This window comes from Exiguobacterium sp. s125, from assembly GCF_018618605.1.
In the GTDB taxonomy this organism is placed as follows: Bacteria; Bacillota; Bacilli; order Exiguobacteriales; family Exiguobacteriaceae; genus Exiguobacterium_A; species Exiguobacterium_A oxidotolerans.
The window spans coordinates 1,138,728-1,154,453 of sequence record NZ_JACSMI010000001.1 but is presented as its reverse complement, the minus strand read 5'-3'; the positions used below and the strand labels follow the sequence as shown (position 1 = coordinate 1,154,453).

The window sequence follows — 15,726 nt, the reverse complement described above, 5'->3', positions numbered from 1 at the left end:
GGGAGATCAAGCGTCTGTTTTCGTTGCTTTCCTCGGGCGAGGCGCAAGCCGTTGCTCCTTTGTCCTCACGTACAAGGAGCAGGGTCTTGCCTTCCTCTGAAAAGTGCGCTAAACACGCACTTTTTCCCGTAGGAGTCAACGAAACGTGACGCTCCTTAGGGCATGCCGTGAATGAAATCCAGGCATGCAGGCGGTTTAGCGCGCAATCTGTCTTGCATCGCTTTAAAGACGAGGTGAGATAGGGAGGCGCGAACGGATTGCCTCTCGATATCGCATGTTCAAAGTTTGTTTACACACTGAAGAAACAAGTCCTGTGACTTGTTTCTTTTTAGCTTAGCAGACCGGTCAGTCGCTCACCCCGAAGAAGATATGTCTCCAAGTGAAGCTGCAGCGGATTATATTGTTCTGAATGTTGCCCGGCTTCTTGCAACAAATGTGTCGTCTGTTCGACGAAATGTAAATTGAAGCAGCCCGAGAGCCAAAGCAAGGAAGCCAGTCGCGGATCATCTTCCGGCACGAGAACGGTCTGGGAGTTGTAGTGGGAAAGTAAACTTTTCGCTAAATGACCGGACACATCATGCGACGCGATGCCTTCTGTCCGGGTATACCATTTGATCAGCCAGGCCAAATTTTGCACGCGGTCCGTTGCGCCGATATGTTCATGGTCGACAATTCCGACGATTTGTTGAGTGGTGTCCCATAAGACGTTGAGCGAATTCAAGTCGGTCGAGATGACCGATTGAGAAGAAGAATGATTGGTAGGTCTCGCGGTATCGATCTTTTGTTGGACAAGACTCAGATACTCCTGAAACGAATCCCGGACCGATTCCGGCATCGATGAAAACGAAAGCTCTTGCAAATCATGGAACCAACGCTGATAGGCCACCGTATGGTCGACGAATGGAAAGTGAAACCCTTGATAGTTGCGTGACAAATCATGCACTTGACGGGCTAATGTTCCAATTTGAGCAGCGGAATGCATCGTATTGACAGTCACGTGATGACCGTCAAGCCAGTGAAATAGGCAACATGTCCACTCCTTTCCGGTTGAATCGCGGATTGTCGTGAAAAGTCCCTCATGTATTGGTTGCACGCGTTTCATGAACGGGATGCCATTTGCCCGCAAATAATCGGTATATCGCAACTGTTCTGTAAGTAAATCCGGTGTAGAGTGGGACAGGGCAGATTCGGCATAACGCTGTTCTGGTAACAGACGAATCGAATAGGATTGACCATCAATCAAGATTTTGTAGTGTTTATCGCCATGTTTGCCGTGTGTCGTTAATGTGTTAGGGTGGACTTCCAGTGAGTGAAAAACGAGACCGAAACTTTTGACTGCTTGTTCGATCAAGGGGTAATCGTTTCTTGGATACATACATGCTTAGTCCTTTCTGCGGACAGTTGGTGCAGATGTGGAATGTTCATCTGAAAGCTGAAACGATGCCGGTTGCGTTCCATCCCGATCCGTAAAGCCGTAGTCACGGGCGAGGTCAGACACGAACAAGGCTTGACCGGTCCGGTGCATCACGGTCGAATCACTCATGAGTGCGGCGACGGCCCGGCCGACGTAAGCGGTTGTTTCGGTCGCATCACTGCCGAATCCTGCGTCCACGACTCGTTCGGTCCGCATGAAACCGGGACACAGGGCGACGGCAGCGATTCGAGACGCTTGAAGTTCCTGACCCATGACAACCGTCATCCGGTTGATCGACTGCATCGCCAAATCATAATACAGGTTTCCGGCGGCTTGATTCGGACTGAACGACGTCAAGTTGACAATCAATGCTGCCGGACTTTGTTCAAGCAACGGAACAGCGGCCCGTGTCGTCAGCAAATAGGCTTTTGGTCCAGCGACCATCATCGCGTCCCAGTGTTCCGGCGGACGTTCCCAAAACCGTTTGCCCTGTCCGGGAGGAAGCGAAGCTTCCGAACCACCGAACACACTGTTGACGAGCAGATCAATCCGACCGTGTTGCGCTTGAATCTGTTGAAACAATCGGGCAACATCATCCGGATCCGTATGGTCACAGCGGACCGCAATTCCGTGGCCACCGCGAGCCGTGACACCGGCGGCCGTCTCTTCAATCGTTTCCGGACGATTGTCGGTCGTCCCGTTCTGTGTACTGCGCCCGGTCACATAAACCGTTGCCCCGGTTTGCCCGAGTTCGTAAGCAATCCCGCGTCCGGCGCCGCGTGACGCACCGGTGACGACTGCGATTTTTCCAATCCATGCTTTCATGAAGTCCTCCGATCAAATATGTAATACATCAAACAGGGACTTTCCATGACGCTCGGAAGTCCCTGTTGCTTCGTTGTACTTAAAATCCTTTAATCGTCATCCCGCCGTCGACGAACAGTGTCTGACCGGTGATGTACGATCCGGCATCGGACGCGAGGAAGACCGTCGGACCGACGAGTTCCGTCAGTTCACCGACCCGACCGAGCGGTGTCACGTCGACGATGTCTTTTAAGTACGCCGGATCGGCCAGTAACGGCTCCGTCAGCGGCGTCTTGAAATACCACGGACCAATCGCGTTGACGCGGATATTTTTCGGACCCCATTCGAGGGCGAGGACTTTCGTCATCTGAATCAAGGCCGCCTTCGTCGTCGCATAGACGACACCGGTCCGCAAAGCGACGTGACCTGCGACCGAGGCGATGTTGATGATGTTGCCACCCGTGTCCTGCATCCGGCGTCCGACTTCCTGCGAAAACAGGAAGGCCGACTTTAAGTTCGTCTGTTGAATCGTCTCCCATTCGTCTTCCGTGACGTCGAGCGCTTTCGAGCGGATGTTCATCCCGGCATTGTTGACGAGCGTATCGATCCGGTCGACGAGCGTATAGGCTTTTTCGATCGTCGCGACGACTTGCGTCCGGTCGGTCACGTCACACGTCAGGACGAACGCCTGTCGTCCGAGTGCTTCAATCCGGCTTGCCGTCTCCCGTAAATCAGCTTCCGTCCGGGCGACGAGAATGACGTCAGCACCAGCTTCTGCCATCCCGATGGCAAGCGCCCGTCCGATGCCGCGTCCGGCTCCGGTCACGAGGGCTGTTGTTTGATCAAGTCGAAACGTCGGTAAGTACATCTAGCCACATCCTATCTTAAAAAAAGTCTGTCTTTACTGTACGTCTAAATTGACTGAAAAGAAAGAAAAATGCTGTAAGCACTTAATTTTAATGTTATTATTTGGGAAAAAAGGAGGGATGAGATGAAACGGAAAGTAGGGATAGCTATTTTGGTCGTTTGTTTTTTAGCAGCCTCTTTTCAAGTCTTCGGGCAGTATCTCTACACGACATATATTCATGAACCGGCTGACTATGCGTTTAAGTACAACATCAAACCACGTAAGCCACTCGGCTCACCAGATTTGAGGGGGAAACCTTTTCCCGCTGGTCCGATGCCTCATTTTGTTGATGTGACATTTCCGAAAGCACTCGCTTCAGTCGGCGCCATCGTGACGATCGGGCTGTTGATTTTACTGGCGTCTGTGTTGAAGAGGAAACGGAACAAACGAACGGTAAAACAAAGTGGTGATACCTCTTTTGAAGAGGAGCTGAACATCTTACCAAAACCGTCAACGTCGCCGAGTAATGATACACATTCTTACCAATCAAACAATGCCTCTGAAGTCCGTCGATTGATTCAGATGTTTGACCAGCGCCTTCCCGCTTCATCTAGGCGTCGACCGGAAGAGACGATGAAGGAATGGTTAGAGCGGATTGGGCTGACAGTTGATCCGGTGCTCTATCATCTCGTACGGTACGGGGAACAGGATGAGACATTATTTAAACAGGCAGACGTCGATATACTACGGCAACAGTTGCGGCGTCATCCAGAAAATTAACGCACGGTACTGTGCGTGGTGACAGCTTATTATGGTAGGAGGCAGACAAATGGTGAAGCAACGATGGGTAGGTCTTGTTTTGGTAGTCGTTCTTGTCGGATGTGGAAAAAGTTATCCGATTGAACAAGCAATCGAAAATGGTGATATTGTAACGACGCCAAGTCGTGAGAATGTGGAGCGGTTCCAGACATTTTTGAATCAAGTCGATCAAAAAGGCGAGGACAGCATCCGGATCACTTCCTATACAACAGAAGGTGACCCGATTTTTCAGGACGTCACGTATGACGGAAAACAGTTCAGTTATTCACTTGATTCGTCGCAGGATGAGTTCGGCAGCCAAGCGGACGACCGGGACGGGGAAAACTGTCAAGCGTTGAAAAAAGACCAAACAGGTGAAACGCACGTCTATCTGTTGACGGATTGTGCGGAAGGAGAAGATCATCCGTTACTCGAAGCGACGGCAGCAGAACTCGGAAAGTAAATCAGCCTTCCGGAATCGCTTCATACAAGTACGCTTGATTTTTTTCGAAAATGTAGAGAACACCCGTCGTGTCGCCCCGGTACAGTTTCGTTCCTGCCGGCCAGTCTGTCGCCATCCCTTCCGCTAAGGGCTCGTTTGCGGTCAATTGTTTCGTGACGGTCGCAAACGATTTGACGTCTGCCTGTGTAAGCGTCACGGGTGCATCGGATAGCTGGTAAACACGGTCTTTGATTCGGATTAAGTCGGCATCTTTATTTTGACGGGCTTCTGCGGCGATTGTATCAGTCGTCGAAACACGTGTCGTGTCGTCGGAACAGCCGCTTAACGGGATGAGACTGACTACGAGGGCAAGTGAGAGAATACGTTTCATAAAGTGATACCTCGTTTCTTAAGAATCGATGATTGGTTTCTTACAGTTATATGGTAAAATCAAAGGTTAGTTTTTTAAATCCTGTTTTTCCTTTAAAAGAACTCAATCAATCGCTGCATCGTCTCCGAAAACGAACGAACAGGTGTGTAGCCGAGCGTCCTAATTTTATCCGTTGTGTAGAGAGGGCGTTCAACCGACCGGTCCGGCACCTGATAGGGTTTACCGGACGCCTTTATCAGTTGCATCCGAAATTCGGTCTCGGGGATGTTGGTGTCGACTGCATGAAAGATATCTCCCGGTGTTGCGCGCCGGACGGCAAGGTGAACCATCTCCGCCAAATTATCGGCGTGGACCCAGTTGACCACATCGTCCGGATGGACCCATGTGACAACTTTTGTTTCCTGCATCCGTTTGACTTGACGGTCGCCCCAGTAAGAGTTTTCTTCGGCGCAGATCGCACCGGGACGGAGGATGATGACGTCAAGCCCGTCAGCCGCATACTGTTGTAAAATCCGTTCGGACCGTACCTTCGTCAAGATGTACGGTGCCGGATGATCGTCGCTCAGTGGCATCGCTTCCGTTATGAGACCGCCCGCCGGTTCACCGTAAACGGAAGTCGTCGAGATGTGGATGAACAAGGCGTGCGCGTCAAGCGCGGCAGCCGCGAGGTGTTCGACTCCGGTGACGTTCGCTGCTACCGCAAGTTCGATGTCGTCGCCGAGGTAAGCGGCACAGTGGACGACGATGTCGATGTCCTGCATCGCTGTTTCAAGCGCCGCGGCGTCCGTCAAGTCACCGAACGCGGGCGTAATCCCAAGTTGTTTGCAATAATCTGCTTGTCCTTCGCTCCGGACGAGTCCGCGGACTTCGGTTGCTTCTTCTATAAAACGGCGGGCGACCCGTGGGCCAAGTGTCCCGCTGATTCCAGTGACGAGAATCCGTTTTCCTGTAATCTCCATAAGGATGACCCTCTTTCTGTCGTTAATTGCTGTGCTCAATCGTTTCGACAAGCGGCTCCTGATCCGTCCGATAGTCGAACCGGATGACGTCATGTTTCTTTAAAGCGGATTGGTTGTCCCGCTTGCCATAAATCCGTGTTTTCCGGTCAACCGTGACTTCTGTCAACGCATAGGAGGCGTCCGGGTCCTGTTCGTCCGGTCCTAAATAGATCTGATCTCCTTGTATGTCGACGATGACATAGGCGTCGTCTGCCGAACAGGCACATAAAACGAATGACGTCAGGCAACTAACCAACAAGAACTGGATTTTGTATTTCAAGGATTCCACCTACACTTTCTTTAGCTAAGAAATGGCATCACGTTAAACTTTGCTTCGTATGGATATAACGCTCACTACAGGAGGAGACAGATGAGTCGATTCGTAAAAGGTATGTTATTCGGTTTTGGACTGATATTTGTAACTACGATATTACTCGGAGTCCTCTTCATCCGGTCGATGCAACCAGACGAGGAGCAAGAAAAAATCGTCAAACGCCAAGCAGAAGCTTATCTAGAACAACATTATAAAGAGGCCGAAGTTGTAGATGTCTACTTTGATAACATGGGCAACCATGTAGCATTTGATTACGCGGCTCAAGTCATCGATCGCAAAACAGGCATTGAGTTTTTAGTCTATCTCGATCAGTCGACAAACAAAGTTGTGGATACCTATTACGTCGAACAGTGGACAGCCGACGTGGTCGCGGTCATCCAGCCGTCAGTTGGAGCGGTGTTCGGGAACGATGCGGATTATCTTGTCCATTTTGATGAAGAAAGCGTGATGGCGTTAAATCTTCAGCCGGGTGCCGAGGTGGATTATCGTGATATGAAACTTTCACCGACCATCAGTATCACCCTTCACCGCAAGCAACAAACGACTGACAAAAAGCGTTTAAACAACTTGAGTACAACACTGCAGTCAAACAACTACCTCCCGCATGGCACGATTCAAGTCGAATATGTGGATGAAGATGGTGAGGTATTTGAAGGCGGGGAAGAATTGAAAGCAGTGTTTTAAAATGTTACTTCAAAACAGTCCAGGCATCATACGTTTCTGCCTCGATTCCTAACTGCGCTGACCGGATCCAGTCGAAGGCTTTGAGGACGAGCGGTGATGCATTGTCAGGCGTCACATCCTGTTCCGAGACCCAGACAGCCCCGAGCGAGTCCTGTCCGTCGAACTGTTCCGGGACCGTGATAGCACCGCCGATTGCCTTGACGGTGTAGTAGACGGCGATGTGGTGGACGTCGGTGAAACTTTGCCAAAGCCACGGCAGTTTGAAGTCAATCACGCCGATGTTTTGGAGGAGTTCGATTTCGAGACCCGTCTCTTCGCGGAACTCGCGGCGCATCGCATCGGCTAATACTTCACCGTCTTCGAGGCTGCCACCCGGGAGGTCATAGCGGTTGATATACGGACCGCCGTTTTTGTTGATGACTAATAATTGATGGTCTTTTACGAGCAGGCCATAGACGCCAAACGCGCGATGGCAGGTGGTTACTGACATATGTAACGACTCCTTTTCAGTTGATAGTGTGCTGCAAGATGGTGATTAGGGAATGGAACAGACCTATGAGATAATCGGTTCCCGAGAACAGGATCCAGACGGCAAGCGGGATTTCAAGACTCATCAATGCCTGCGTCCATCGGTACGTCGCTTGTCTTCTTTGTAAATAACAATCAACCGTAAAGAACAGGACGGCAGCAATCACGCTGAGGAAAGCGATAAGTGGGTTGAGGACAAGAAAAACGAGACCGAACGATACATGGAGTATGCTGGAAAGAACGACTTCTTTTGCATTCTTTGCTTGGTTTCGGTAGATGAATCGACTGAGTGTCTCACTCAAAATCGATGTCGTCCCACCATAAAGGAAGATGACCGGAAAGCTGTACATCAAATAGGCAGGAATACTGGTGATCACGGTCGAGAGATAGCGCAGGATTGAATAACCGATATCAGCACTCGGATCCGGTACGAACAGTCCGAGTACGATCGCAAACAGTGAACCTGCAAGTGAGGCGGCGATGATTTTGCGGTAAAAGACTAGAATCACGTCCATTTCTTGAGGCTGCGTGTATTCAAATGAATGAATGTCCGAGTATACTCGTGATATAGGAGGTTGATGCAAATTGAAGAAAAATTATACAGTCATATTTCTCCTGCTGTATGCTGCCGTCATCATGGGGGGACTTGGACTGAGTAACCTGTTTGACTCCGCGATGCTCGTCGGCGCTGGTTTAGGAACGCTCTTCCTGCTGTGTGCACTATTATTTCTCGGAAAAAAGCAAAAGGGACCGAAGACACAGTAATTTCTAGCGTTGTGTCTTTTTTTAGCAGACGGGATGTTTCAATCAGTCATGGAACGGATCTCACAACAGCAACCGGCATGATTGTTGGCTAAATCAATTGCTTTTCGTTTGATAAACATGAATGTTCCTGACTTGAGCGATGATGAGGCACGGCATTCTATATGATTATAATTATAAAATATAGGAAACGGAAGGAATAATTGGATTTTTTAACGAGGGATAATGTACTAAAAGAAAAAGTGAGATGATGCAGAACGGAGGACACTAGATGTTTGCGAGAATCAAAAATCAACAACAAGATCGCCTGGCGACAAACGTAACGATTACCGGAATGCTCCTTTTTATAGTCACGCAGTGGTTTTTTGTCCTGTACGTGACAATGTTCGTCCTGTACGTGTTCAGTTTTCGGGACACGTCGAAAAATCCGTTGTCTAAAACCATCGCTGTCAATACGACGGGCCTCCTGTTATTATGGCTGCTCGTGTTTTTGTTGCAACAATTCTTGAGATGAAGAGGGGATGACATGAACATCCAACTGACGAGCTGTACCGCGAAAGACACAGAAGCACTATATGCCTTTGAAATCGAAAACCGTCTCTACTTCGAACAATCGATTCCTTCACGGGGCGACGCCTATTACTTGCCGGAGACGTTTAAGGAACGGCACGCGGCGCTCCTGCAGGAACAGCAAGACGGCAGTTCGTTCTTTTACCTGATCAAGGACGAAGCCGGCACAATTCTCGGTCGGATCAATCTGGTCGACCGGAACCAAATCGAAAAAACTGCTCAACTCGGCTACCGGATCGGACAAGTACATGCGGGAAAAGGAATCGCAAAAGAAGCCGTCCGCTTGCTACTCGGACAATGTCGGGAACACGACACTGATGAAGTCCAGGCCAAAACGACGGATGCAAACATCGCTTCACAAAAAATCTTGGCGCACAACGGATTTGAGCCGATAGACAAGAAAGAAGAAGCGGTGTTAGACGGTCAACGGATACAATTGATGCATTACAGCTGGAGACGGTAAGGTGTTTTTAGCGAATTTTCCCGTTGAGCGGAGTCATTTTTTAGGGGGAGTAAGCGGTCGCTTTCGTTGCAACTGATAAGATGTCCAAAAATAACAGAAAGCCGATGACCCGGCGAGCAAAATGGCGAGCAACAAAAAATAGAGGTCGCTGAATACATAGTTGCCCTCATGGTTGAACAGCAGGAGGGCTAGGGCAATTAGACTGCCGGACAAACCATAGAGAACAGCTGATATGAAAAAAGTGTTCCGACTAGTCGGAAAGAACAAAAGGATTCGTTTCATAAGTAAGTCAACCATAAGTCCTGAAATTAAAATTATTGGAAACGAATAAACGGTGTAGATTAAAAAAAGATCAACGGCTGAAAAATAGACATCTTCGCCGAAATCTTGGAAAAATGCGTAGATGGACAAAATCAGAGTCAACAGACCCGATGTTACGATTGACGTCAGTCCGGCGGCAATCAGTTTGTTGAACATACGAAAACATCCTTTTCTTATGTAGAACGCCGCCCAGTTCGTTCGATTATCCAAGATACGATGAAGTAGAGTATAGCTGATGATCCAGCAATCGTCAGAGAACTCGGAATATCAAAATCACCTTTCGTGAACTGTAAAATCAGAATTATTCCGATGACGGCACCTGATAGTACATATAAAATATTTGTAAGATAAATGTAAATCGGACAGAAGAAAAATCTTTAAATCCGTTGAAAGATGAATAATTCGCTTGCTGATGTATACAACGTATCGTCTGCTCGTTCCGACATCGGTGTATAGGACCAATATGTCAAGACGCTAGAAACAAAAATTGATGTCAGAACGACAGCAATAATTTTTTGGCATGATGATTTTCCTTTCCTTTTAACGATTTCGAATCGAAAAATAATATTTTGTATTGCTGACGATTAAGATCAAGGTGATCACGAAAATACTGAATAACTGAGAGGTCGACGTCAACAAGGAATAAAAGAGCAGTAAGATGATTCCGACAATCAACATCATGTTAACAACAGAATGTGTTTTATAAAGTCCTTCGAGCATGATATGTTTCTCACCATCATCAGATGCCGCTAGGAGTTTCATTCCGTAATCCGTTTCACTGACGTCAGGAAGGTTCCGTTCCGGATACATCTGCTGAACAAGCGTTTGAAAATGGATTGAACCGACCAATCCGACAACAATCAAAGTGGTTCCAATCACAACTAGTGGGAGTTGTTGATCGAGTACTAAATTTACGCTGACTAGAGCAAGACTGATTGGGAGGGTTAAGTTTAAACTCAGCGTACCATCGCTGAACCAGCGATACATTTGTTGGTCTGCCACATCTTCAGCATCACCCGTCAGTGACTGGTTGAGAAGACGTTGAATTTGACGATAACGAATCAGCGAAAACAGAAGTAATCCTACCAGTATCACAAGCAGTAGACCGTTTACGATGAAACTGTAGTGTGAGAAGGCGAGTCCTTCAAGCGGACTATTCATAATCCAATACATTACGAAAAATCCAATGGTGCCACCAACAAGTATCCGTACGATCATTTGTAGAGTTTTTTTCACAGTAATTCCTCCTCGTCGAATTGAAAAATATTCTCGATTGTCGTCTCGAAAACTAGGGCAATTTTAGTAGCGATCAAGAGCGACGGCATGAATTCCTCCCGTTCAATCAAACTAACAGTCTGACGTGAGATGTTGGCGCGTTTTGCCAATTCTGTCTGATTCCATCCATGGCGTGCCCGTAGTTCCTTTAATCTTGATTTCATTTCCTTCACCTCACTTGAATTGTAACCAATACTCGTCTTGATGACAATGATATTAGTCAAAAAGACAAAGGGATTAGTCGTTTTTTATTCCTTCTAGAGCAACTATATGCTTGGAAAAGCCATCATGCATGATTACTTAAAGCGTGATCTTTATCAAAATTAGGCGAGAATACGCCCACTTCTAAACGATCCGGGTGAAGCCCTAGTGAAAGTGGGAGATGAATCGCCACCCTCTCTTTCGGGTATATCCTTTGTAAGGATGTGAACATCATGTTGACACACAAGGCCTGCAAATTCAGAACATACCCGACAAAAGAGCAGGAAATCCTGATCGCGAAGACCGTCGGTTGTTCGCGCTTCGTCTTCAACCACTTCTTAGCGAAGCGTAGGTGGAGGTAGTTCAACAATCTATCAAGGATTGGATAAATATGAAGACGTAGGATATTAGAAAGACAGATCATTACAAAAACAAACCCTCACCTTCATGTAAGAAGTTGAGGGTTTCCTAGACCGTCATGAAGACATCTTCTAAAGACATAGCTTCGATGTTGACTTCGTAGACTTTAATACGCGCTGCCGTCAACTGTTCAATCAAGAGTGGAATACCTTCTTCCTCTTTCACTTCTACAACGGCAAAATCTTGTTCATGTTTGATGAACCGGATGTCGTTTATTTTGCAATGCTGTAAAATCGACGTGTCAAGTGACGGACTGGTCCGAAGGTGGACACGAATCGTCTCGTTCGCCACGCGTTTTAGTTGTGCGATTGTCCCGATTTTTGCAATCAAACCATTTGTCATGATGGCGACGGTATCACAAATCTTTTCGATTTCCGTTAAATTATGCGATGTCAGAAAAATTGTCTTGCCTTGGTCCTTTAACGAGACAATCAGCTGCTGAATTTCGATGGCGGATTCTGGATCAAGACCAGACGTCGGTTCATCGAGGAAAAGGAGTTCCGGGTTGCCGAGTAGAGCTTGGGCAATGCTGATTTTCTTTTTCATTCCGAATGAAAACGATTTGATTTTTTGTTTGGCAACATTCTGCAACCCGACTTGTTCAAGTAATTTTTTTAACTTGGTCGTATTTCTTCTATCACCTTTGAGTGCCGCCATGTACTTCAAAAAATCAAGTGCCTTCATGTGTTGGTAGAGGTTGGACGTATCCGGCATGACCCCGATTTTCTGTTTAATCGCATCCATGTGGTGATGCGTTTCCCCTAAAATCGTAAACGAACCACGCGTCGGCTGGGTGATACCGGTCAAGATATGAATGAACGTCGACTTGCCGGCGCCATTTCGTCCTAAAAAACCAAAGATTTCCCCTTGCTTGACGCGGAGTTGAATTCCTTTCAAGACATCCTTTGTCGCATACTGCTTATGTAAGTCACGCACTTCAATTGCTACCATCGTTACAAATCCCTTCTGTTAAACATGAAATATGACGCTGCGAGAAACAGTAAACCAAGTAAAAACGGAACAACGAGATACCCGCCGGATGCGACGACATAATAATACGGTAAGAGATACTTGAAGGACAGCAAATACCAGGTGTTCGAAAAAGCGGCCCAAAACCCGAGGACGGGACAGAGAACACCCAATATAATACCGACGAACATCGTCATGCCTGGCCGAGTAAGAACTGTCGACAACAAGACGTTTAAGCAAGTGATGAAGAACAGGACTGTGATGACAGTCAGGTAATCAAGAAAAAATGTGGACTTGGCATAGAGTGTTACAACAAAAAAACTGATGGAAATCGAACAAACCCAAAACAAAAATGATCCTAGAAACTTACCGGCGATGATGTTGAAACGGGACGTTTTGCTGACAAGCAGGCGAACCGTTTGATCATCGAGCTCACGATTCACGATGTCATGCGAGACAGCGAAGACGAACAGAAAACCTAAAAAGAAAATTGAAAACTTGATGCTTGATGTATAAGCCGAGTCATTGCCTCCATCTCCTAACAGTTCTGGATGGTTCGCGAGATAAGTGGCAGTCAAAAAGGAGGTTAACGTAAAAAATAGGACGATTGCGACGGACTTAAAACTTTTAAACGTCTGGAAAAATTCATTTCGAATGATTGGAATCATAGCTTGCTCCTTCTAAGTAAGAGTTAGTGGGTGCAGGATGTGATAAAAAATTAAAAATCAGCTCACCTTATTAGTCGTCCGTAATAAAACAGGAAGTTTGCACCAGTGTATTATCAGATAAGGCAACACCCTGATTTTAGATGGAATAAGTGTACCATAAGCATTATGTATTAGGGATAATTTACCTTTTATCGTTTTGTGATAACTCCTTGCTGTATTTGAAATGGAATATGTTATAGTAAGTAAGTTAAAAAATACCATCTGTCCATGGGGGGGGAGTAAGGAATGACTGTACGGAAAAATATCGTCTATAATGTCTTATTCAATGAGACGCGGGATCAGCTGTTGATGGTCAAAAACATCGGCCCGTCGTATTCGTACTACACGCTACCGGGCGGGACGGTCGAAGCAGGTGAAACCTTACCGGAAGCAGCGATTCGCGAAGCGAAGGAAGAGACCGGTTTTGACGTCGAAGTCGGAGACCTGTTACACGTCAGTGAAGCGTTTTTCCCGCAAGTCGACGAACACTGCCTGTTCTTCTTTTTCACATCGGAAATCGTCGGTGGTGTCATCGGCACCGTCTTCCCGGATGAAATCGAAGACATCACATGGGTTGCGATTCCGGACGCCGTCCGCTACATGCAGCTCGAGCCGGAGTATGAACACATCTTGACGAAACAACAAACGGTGCCGTATATCTTCAATGGGCAAATCACACATTAAGACGGGAGTGTAATCGATGCGAATCATCGAAACAACGGACGTCGACGTCCTGGCACGACTCAACCGGTACGTCCATGAGCCGCATGTGCGTCAGCAGCCGCATCATTTTAAGCCGTACGACGTTGATGCCGTCCGTGCCTTTTTTACGAAAATCGCCGGGGAAGCGCTGTATCAGTTCCTGGTCCTTGAAGTGGAGGATGAAGCAATCGGTTACGCGTGGATTGAGTACGTCAGACGTGCTGAGAGTGCATTTAAGTTTGCTGAGGCGAAAGTCCGTGTCCATCACCTCTGTATCATGGATACGAAACAGCAGAACGGCTACGGTCGCCTGTTGCTCGAAGACATTGAACGGCGGGCACGTGAGCAGGGAATACATAAGGTTGAACTGGATTACTGGATGAGCAACGACGGGGTCGAGGTCTTCTACGAGCGAATCGGTTTTGAAAAAACGCGGCAGGTCGTCGCGAAGTCGCTTGATTACTAATAGGAAGAAGGATCTAGGAACGGATAATATAGAATTGAATTTTATTTTTGGATTGTTGCGTATTGCGGTACTCGTCATGGCGATTCCGTCAATGGTGTACGCGCTGTATCTGTTACGCAAGATTACCATTAAATAAGAAACCCCTTGTTTCCGTCAGGGAGACAAGGGGTTTTTCTGTTAAATAAGGGACTTGAGCGAGTAAGTCAACTGAAATCAGGGTATTTTTTTAAAGAGCGACGTGTCAGGAGAGCCTTAGAACTAGGAGGGATTGGATGTACTTTCTATTCATCGGCTATTACGATGCAGAAAAGATGAATCAGTCCTCGCAAGAAGAGCTCGATGCCGTCATGGAACGCTGTAATCCACCACTTGAAGATTTTTTTGAAAAGACGAAGGTCTTGTATGAATGGCGTCCGGGGGAAGAGACGAAACATGCCCGGCTCCTTGATGGACAGATTGAACGGCAGGATGGACCGGATACGCGTAAAGCGGAGCAAATCGGCAGCCTGATCCTTTTTGAAGCGGATGATTTGGAGCAGGCCGTCGACTTGGCGCTGCTCCATCCGACGACGCAACTTGCAGAAGCGGAACAGTACGGCTGGCGGATGGAAGTGCGGCCGCTGCTTGATGTCAAGGATGCTTAAGGTCAAATTAGCCACTTGCCGGGTTATATGTAAAAACAAAGCTCGACTTCCCGAAGCACAACGGGAACTCGAGCTTTGTTTTCGTATAGTGGATCATCCGTTTTAGTCATGACCAATCAAACCGAGCAATGTCTTGTGATGCGTCGCGTCACGCGTCAGAAGCGATAATTCACGTTTGACATCGAACCCTGTAATCGGCAATGTCCGGATTTCCGGGGGAAGCCCGTCCTGGAAAATCTCCGGTAAGATGGCAATCCCGAGCTTAGCACGGATGAAACCGAGCACGCTTGACCCGAACTCCATTTCGGAAGCAGCCGTATAAGTGGCACCGCGCTCCTGGAACGCCGCCTTTAAGATGTTCGTCGAGTCGCAGTCGGTCGGTAACGACAGAAACGAAGCAGCCTCAATCTGGTCGAACCGGACGTCGTCGCACCCCGTAAACCGTTCATCTTCACGGTGGAAATAGAGTAAAAACTGTTCCGTATAAAGATGCGTCGACGGATACGGATGGTCGATTTTCCGGTCGTCGAGCAGGACACCGTCGTAATGGTGTTGCTCGAGTCCTGCCATCAATTCGACATACGTATGGGCCGTCTTGATTTTGAGTTCCGGACCGTTTGCCGACGGATGGAGCGCCAAGTGTTGCGGCAAGTAGGACATCGCGACACTCGGCCATGACCCGAGTGTGAACGTAACCTGACCCTGCAATTGGTCGATTTGCCGTTGCATGTCGCTCAGTTGCGACAAAATCTGTAAGGCTTGAGCATAAACGATTTCGCCGGCTGGCGTCAAAGCGACCCCCGTCGCCGAGCGGTGAAAGACGTTTGTACCGAGATCGTGTTCTAAATTCTTAATCTGTTTACTGAGTGCCGGTTGTGTCAGATGTAACAGCTCACTCGCTTTCGTCAAACTTTTTGTTTCAGCCGTCATCTGAAATGCTTCCAACCATTCCGTTTTCATTGAAATCCCACGCTTTCTTCGTCGTT

At 47.7% G+C, this 15,726-nt stretch carries 23 protein-coding genes and 1 pseudogene; 10 read left to right on the top strand and 14 right to left on the bottom strand.

Annotated elements, in window-relative coordinates; genetic code table 11:
- Nucleotides 1-328: 328 nt before the first annotated feature.
- From KNQ05_RS05770 to KNQ05_RS05760, 3 genes are all read right to left on the bottom strand, one after another.
- On the bottom strand, nucleotides 329-1,375 hold the full coding sequence (locus KNQ05_RS05770; protein WP_214769291.1) for a phosphotransferase: 1,047 nt from the start codon (nucleotides 1,373-1,375) through the stop codon (nucleotides 329-331).
- Between the two features lie 6 nt (nucleotides 1,376-1,381).
- On the bottom strand, nucleotides 1,382-2,239 hold the full coding sequence (locus KNQ05_RS05765; RefSeq protein WP_214803634.1) for an SDR family NAD(P)-dependent oxidoreductase: 858 nt from the start codon (nucleotides 2,237-2,239) through the stop codon (nucleotides 1,382-1,384).
- 79 nt (nucleotides 2,240-2,318) lie between these two features.
- Nucleotides 2,319-3,086, bottom strand: coding sequence for an SDR family NAD(P)-dependent oxidoreductase (locus KNQ05_RS05760; protein ID WP_088837043.1), 768 nt, complete (start codon nucleotides 3,084-3,086; stop codon nucleotides 2,319-2,321).
- Nucleotides 3,087-3,209: 123 nt separating this feature from the next.
- On the opposite strand from KNQ05_RS05760, the gene KNQ05_RS05755 reads away from it, so the two are divergent.
- Nucleotides 3,210-3,845 carry a hypothetical protein gene (locus KNQ05_RS05755; RefSeq protein WP_214804669.1) on the top strand — a complete coding sequence of 212 codons (636 nt, stop codon included), beginning with the start codon at nucleotides 3,210-3,212 and terminating at the stop codon, nucleotides 3,843-3,845.
- Nucleotides 3,846-3,894: 49 nt separating this feature from the next.
- On the top strand, nucleotides 3,895-4,326 hold the full coding sequence (locus KNQ05_RS05750) for a DUF4362 domain-containing protein (RefSeq protein WP_214804667.1): 432 nt from the start codon (nucleotides 3,895-3,897) through the stop codon (nucleotides 4,324-4,326).
- 1 nt (nucleotide 4,327) lies between these two features.
- Here the strand turns inward: KNQ05_RS05750 and KNQ05_RS05745 are convergent, their stop codons facing one another.
- From KNQ05_RS05745 to KNQ05_RS05735, 3 genes are all read right to left on the bottom strand, one after another.
- Nucleotides 4,328-4,696, bottom strand: a complete 369-nt coding sequence (locus KNQ05_RS05745) for a hypothetical protein (protein WP_214804665.1) — start codon at nucleotides 4,694-4,696, stop codon at nucleotides 4,328-4,330.
- Nucleotides 4,697-4,788: 92 nt separating this feature from the next.
- On the bottom strand, nucleotides 4,789-5,655 hold the full coding sequence (locus KNQ05_RS05740; RefSeq protein ID WP_214804663.1) for an NAD-dependent epimerase/dehydratase family protein: 867 nt from the start codon (nucleotides 5,653-5,655) through the stop codon (nucleotides 4,789-4,791).
- Nucleotides 5,656-5,677: 22 nt separating this feature from the next.
- Complete coding sequence (locus tag KNQ05_RS05735; RefSeq protein WP_251131961.1) at nucleotides 5,678-5,974, bottom strand: hypothetical protein; 297 nt, start codon at nucleotides 5,972-5,974, stop codon at nucleotides 5,678-5,680.
- 90 nt (nucleotides 5,975-6,064) lie between these two features.
- Between KNQ05_RS05735 and KNQ05_RS05730 the strand changes: the two genes are divergently transcribed.
- Nucleotides 6,065-6,712: a hypothetical protein gene (locus KNQ05_RS05730; protein ID WP_214804661.1), complete on the top strand. Its 648-nt coding sequence runs from the start codon at nucleotides 6,065-6,067 to the stop codon at nucleotides 6,710-6,712.
- A 4-nt stretch (nucleotides 6,713-6,716) separates the two neighbouring features.
- On the opposite strand, the gene KNQ05_RS05725 is transcribed toward KNQ05_RS05730, so the two are convergent.
- Both KNQ05_RS05725 and KNQ05_RS05720 read right to left on the bottom strand, forming a co-directional pair.
- Nucleotides 6,717-7,202, bottom strand: coding sequence for an NUDIX hydrolase (locus KNQ05_RS05725; protein ID WP_214804659.1), 486 nt, complete (start codon nucleotides 7,200-7,202; stop codon nucleotides 6,717-6,719).
- Nucleotides 7,203-7,218: 16 nt separating this feature from the next.
- Complete coding sequence (locus KNQ05_RS05720) at nucleotides 7,219-7,755, bottom strand: hypothetical protein (protein WP_214804657.1); 537 nt, start codon at nucleotides 7,753-7,755, stop codon at nucleotides 7,219-7,221.
- A gap of 70 nt (nucleotides 7,756-7,825) precedes the next feature.
- Between KNQ05_RS05720 and KNQ05_RS05715 the strand changes: the two genes are divergently transcribed.
- From KNQ05_RS05715 to KNQ05_RS05705, 3 genes are all read left to right on the top strand, one after another.
- A complete protein-coding gene (locus tag KNQ05_RS05715; protein ID WP_088837054.1) occupies nucleotides 7,826-8,005 on the top strand; it encodes a hypothetical protein in 180 nt (59 codons plus the stop codon).
- A gap of 268 nt (nucleotides 8,006-8,273) precedes the next feature.
- Complete coding sequence (locus KNQ05_RS05710; protein ID WP_214765984.1) at nucleotides 8,274-8,516, top strand: hypothetical protein; 243 nt, start codon at nucleotides 8,274-8,276, stop codon at nucleotides 8,514-8,516.
- A 12-nt stretch (nucleotides 8,517-8,528) separates the two neighbouring features.
- Entirely contained in the window at nucleotides 8,529-9,035 is a 507-nt protein-coding gene (locus KNQ05_RS05705) for a GNAT family N-acetyltransferase (protein WP_214804655.1), read from the top strand.
- A 33-nt stretch (nucleotides 9,036-9,068) separates the two neighbouring features.
- Here KNQ05_RS05705 and KNQ05_RS05700 read toward each other — a convergent pair whose 3' ends face one another.
- The 3 genes from KNQ05_RS05700 to KNQ05_RS05690 form a co-directional block, all read right to left on the bottom strand.
- Entirely contained in the window at nucleotides 9,069-9,512 is a 444-nt protein-coding gene (locus tag KNQ05_RS05700) for a hypothetical protein (RefSeq protein ID WP_088837057.1), read from the bottom strand.
- A 384-nt stretch (nucleotides 9,513-9,896) separates the two neighbouring features.
- Nucleotides 9,897-10,592: a DUF3169 family protein gene (locus KNQ05_RS05695; RefSeq protein ID WP_088837058.1), complete on the bottom strand. Its 696-nt coding sequence runs from the start codon at nucleotides 10,590-10,592 to the stop codon at nucleotides 9,897-9,899.
- Complete coding sequence (locus tag KNQ05_RS05690) at nucleotides 10,589-10,795, bottom strand: helix-turn-helix transcriptional regulator (RefSeq protein ID WP_088838481.1); 207 nt, start codon at nucleotides 10,793-10,795, stop codon at nucleotides 10,589-10,591. Before KNQ05_RS05690 ends, KNQ05_RS05695 begins: the two co-directional genes overlap by 4 nt.
- A gap of 270 nt (nucleotides 10,796-11,065) precedes the next feature.
- Here KNQ05_RS05690 and KNQ05_RS05685 point away from each other — a divergent pair.
- Nucleotides 11,066-11,179: pseudogene (locus tag KNQ05_RS05685) on the top strand (helix-turn-helix domain-containing protein); the annotation flags it as partial.
- A gap of 121 nt (nucleotides 11,180-11,300) precedes the next feature.
- On the opposite strand, the gene KNQ05_RS05680 reads toward KNQ05_RS05685, so the two are convergent.
- Together KNQ05_RS05680 and KNQ05_RS05675 are read right to left on the bottom strand one after the other, a co-directional pair.
- Nucleotides 11,301-12,203 carry an ABC transporter ATP-binding protein gene (locus tag KNQ05_RS05680; RefSeq protein WP_088837059.1) on the bottom strand — a complete coding sequence of 301 codons (903 nt, stop codon included), beginning with the start codon at nucleotides 12,201-12,203 and terminating at the stop codon, nucleotides 11,301-11,303.
- Nucleotides 12,204-12,205: 2 nt separating this feature from the next.
- Nucleotides 12,206-12,889 (bottom strand): ABC transporter permease subunit, encoded by a 684-nt coding sequence (locus tag KNQ05_RS05675; protein ID WP_214804653.1) that lies wholly within the window; start codon nucleotides 12,887-12,889, stop codon nucleotides 12,206-12,208.
- A 285-nt stretch (nucleotides 12,890-13,174) separates the two neighbouring features.
- Between KNQ05_RS05675 and KNQ05_RS05670 the strand changes: the two genes are divergently transcribed.
- The 3 genes from KNQ05_RS05670 to KNQ05_RS05660 all read left to right on the top strand — a co-directional run bounded on the left by KNQ05_RS05670 (nucleotide 13,175) and on the right by KNQ05_RS05660 (nucleotide 14,740).
- A complete protein-coding gene (locus KNQ05_RS05670) occupies nucleotides 13,175-13,612 on the top strand; it encodes an NUDIX domain-containing protein (RefSeq protein WP_088837061.1) in 438 nt (145 codons plus the stop codon).
- A gap of 16 nt (nucleotides 13,613-13,628) precedes the next feature.
- Nucleotides 13,629-14,096: a GNAT family N-acetyltransferase gene (locus KNQ05_RS05665; RefSeq protein ID WP_214765988.1), complete on the top strand. Its 468-nt coding sequence runs from the start codon at nucleotides 13,629-13,631 to the stop codon at nucleotides 14,094-14,096.
- Nucleotides 14,097-14,368: 272 nt separating this feature from the next.
- Nucleotides 14,369-14,740 carry a YciI family protein gene (locus KNQ05_RS05660; RefSeq protein ID WP_214804651.1) on the top strand — a complete coding sequence of 124 codons (372 nt, stop codon included), beginning with the start codon at nucleotides 14,369-14,371 and terminating at the stop codon, nucleotides 14,738-14,740.
- Nucleotides 14,741-14,842: 102 nt separating this feature from the next.
- Here KNQ05_RS05660 and KNQ05_RS05655 read toward each other — a convergent pair whose 3' ends face one another.
- Entirely contained in the window at nucleotides 14,843-15,700 is an 858-nt protein-coding gene (locus tag KNQ05_RS05655; RefSeq protein WP_088837064.1) for a LysR family transcriptional regulator, read from the bottom strand.
- Between the last annotated feature and the right edge of the window lie 26 nt (nucleotides 15,701-15,726).

Coding starts and splice junctions, on each gene's coding strand:
- KNQ05_RS05770 (WP_214769291.1), bottom strand. CDS start 1,375: ATGTATCCAAGAAACGATTACCCCTTGATCGAACAAGCAGTCAAAAGT.
- KNQ05_RS05765 (WP_214803634.1), bottom strand. CDS start 2,239: ATGAAAGCATGGATTGGAAAAATCGCAGTCGTCACCGGTGCGTCACGC.
- KNQ05_RS05720 (WP_214804657.1), bottom strand. CDS start 7,755: ATGGACGTGATTCTAGTCTTTTACCGCAAAATCATCGCCGCCTCACTT.
- KNQ05_RS05760 (WP_088837043.1), bottom strand. CDS start 3,086: ATGTACTTACCGACGTTTCGACTTGATCAAACAACAGCCCTCGTGACC.
- KNQ05_RS05725 (WP_214804659.1), bottom strand. CDS start 7,202: ATGTCAGTAACCACCTGCCATCGCGCGTTTGGCGTCTATGGCCTGCTC.
- KNQ05_RS05730 (WP_214804661.1), top strand. CDS start 6,065: ATGAGTCGATTCGTAAAAGGTATGTTATTCGGTTTTGGACTGATATTT.
- KNQ05_RS05665 (WP_214765988.1), top strand. CDS start 13,629: ATGCGAATCATCGAAACAACGGACGTCGACGTCCTGGCACGACTCAAC.
- KNQ05_RS05700 (WP_088837057.1), bottom strand. CDS start 9,512: ATGTTCAACAAACTGATTGCCGCCGGACTGACGTCAATCGTAACATCG.
- KNQ05_RS05655 (WP_088837064.1), bottom strand. CDS start 15,700: ATGAAAACGGAATGGTTGGAAGCATTTCAGATGACGGCTGAAACAAAA.
- KNQ05_RS05660 (WP_214804651.1), top strand. CDS start 14,369: ATGTACTTTCTATTCATCGGCTATTACGATGCAGAAAAGATGAATCAG.
- KNQ05_RS05670 (WP_088837061.1), top strand. CDS start 13,175: ATGACTGTACGGAAAAATATCGTCTATAATGTCTTATTCAATGAGACG.
- KNQ05_RS05755 (WP_214804669.1), top strand. CDS start 3,210: ATGAAACGGAAAGTAGGGATAGCTATTTTGGTCGTTTGTTTTTTAGCA.
- KNQ05_RS05675 (WP_214804653.1), bottom strand. CDS start 12,889: ATGATTCCAATCATTCGAAATGAATTTTTCCAGACGTTTAAAAGTTTT.
- KNQ05_RS05750 (WP_214804667.1), top strand. CDS start 3,895: ATGGTGAAGCAACGATGGGTAGGTCTTGTTTTGGTAGTCGTTCTTGTC.
- KNQ05_RS05745 (WP_214804665.1), bottom strand. CDS start 4,696: ATGAAACGTATTCTCTCACTTGCCCTCGTAGTCAGTCTCATCCCGTTA.
- KNQ05_RS05705 (WP_214804655.1), top strand. CDS start 8,529: ATGAACATCCAACTGACGAGCTGTACCGCGAAAGACACAGAAGCACTA.
- KNQ05_RS05690 (WP_088838481.1), bottom strand. CDS start 10,795: ATGAAATCAAGATTAAAGGAACTACGGGCACGCCATGGATGGAATCAG.
- KNQ05_RS05680 (WP_088837059.1), bottom strand. CDS start 12,203: ATGGTAGCAATTGAAGTGCGTGACTTACATAAGCAGTATGCGACAAAG.
- KNQ05_RS05710 (WP_214765984.1), top strand. CDS start 8,274: ATGTTTGCGAGAATCAAAAATCAACAACAAGATCGCCTGGCGACAAAC.
- KNQ05_RS05740 (WP_214804663.1), bottom strand. CDS start 5,655: ATGGAGATTACAGGAAAACGGATTCTCGTCACTGGAATCAGCGGGACA.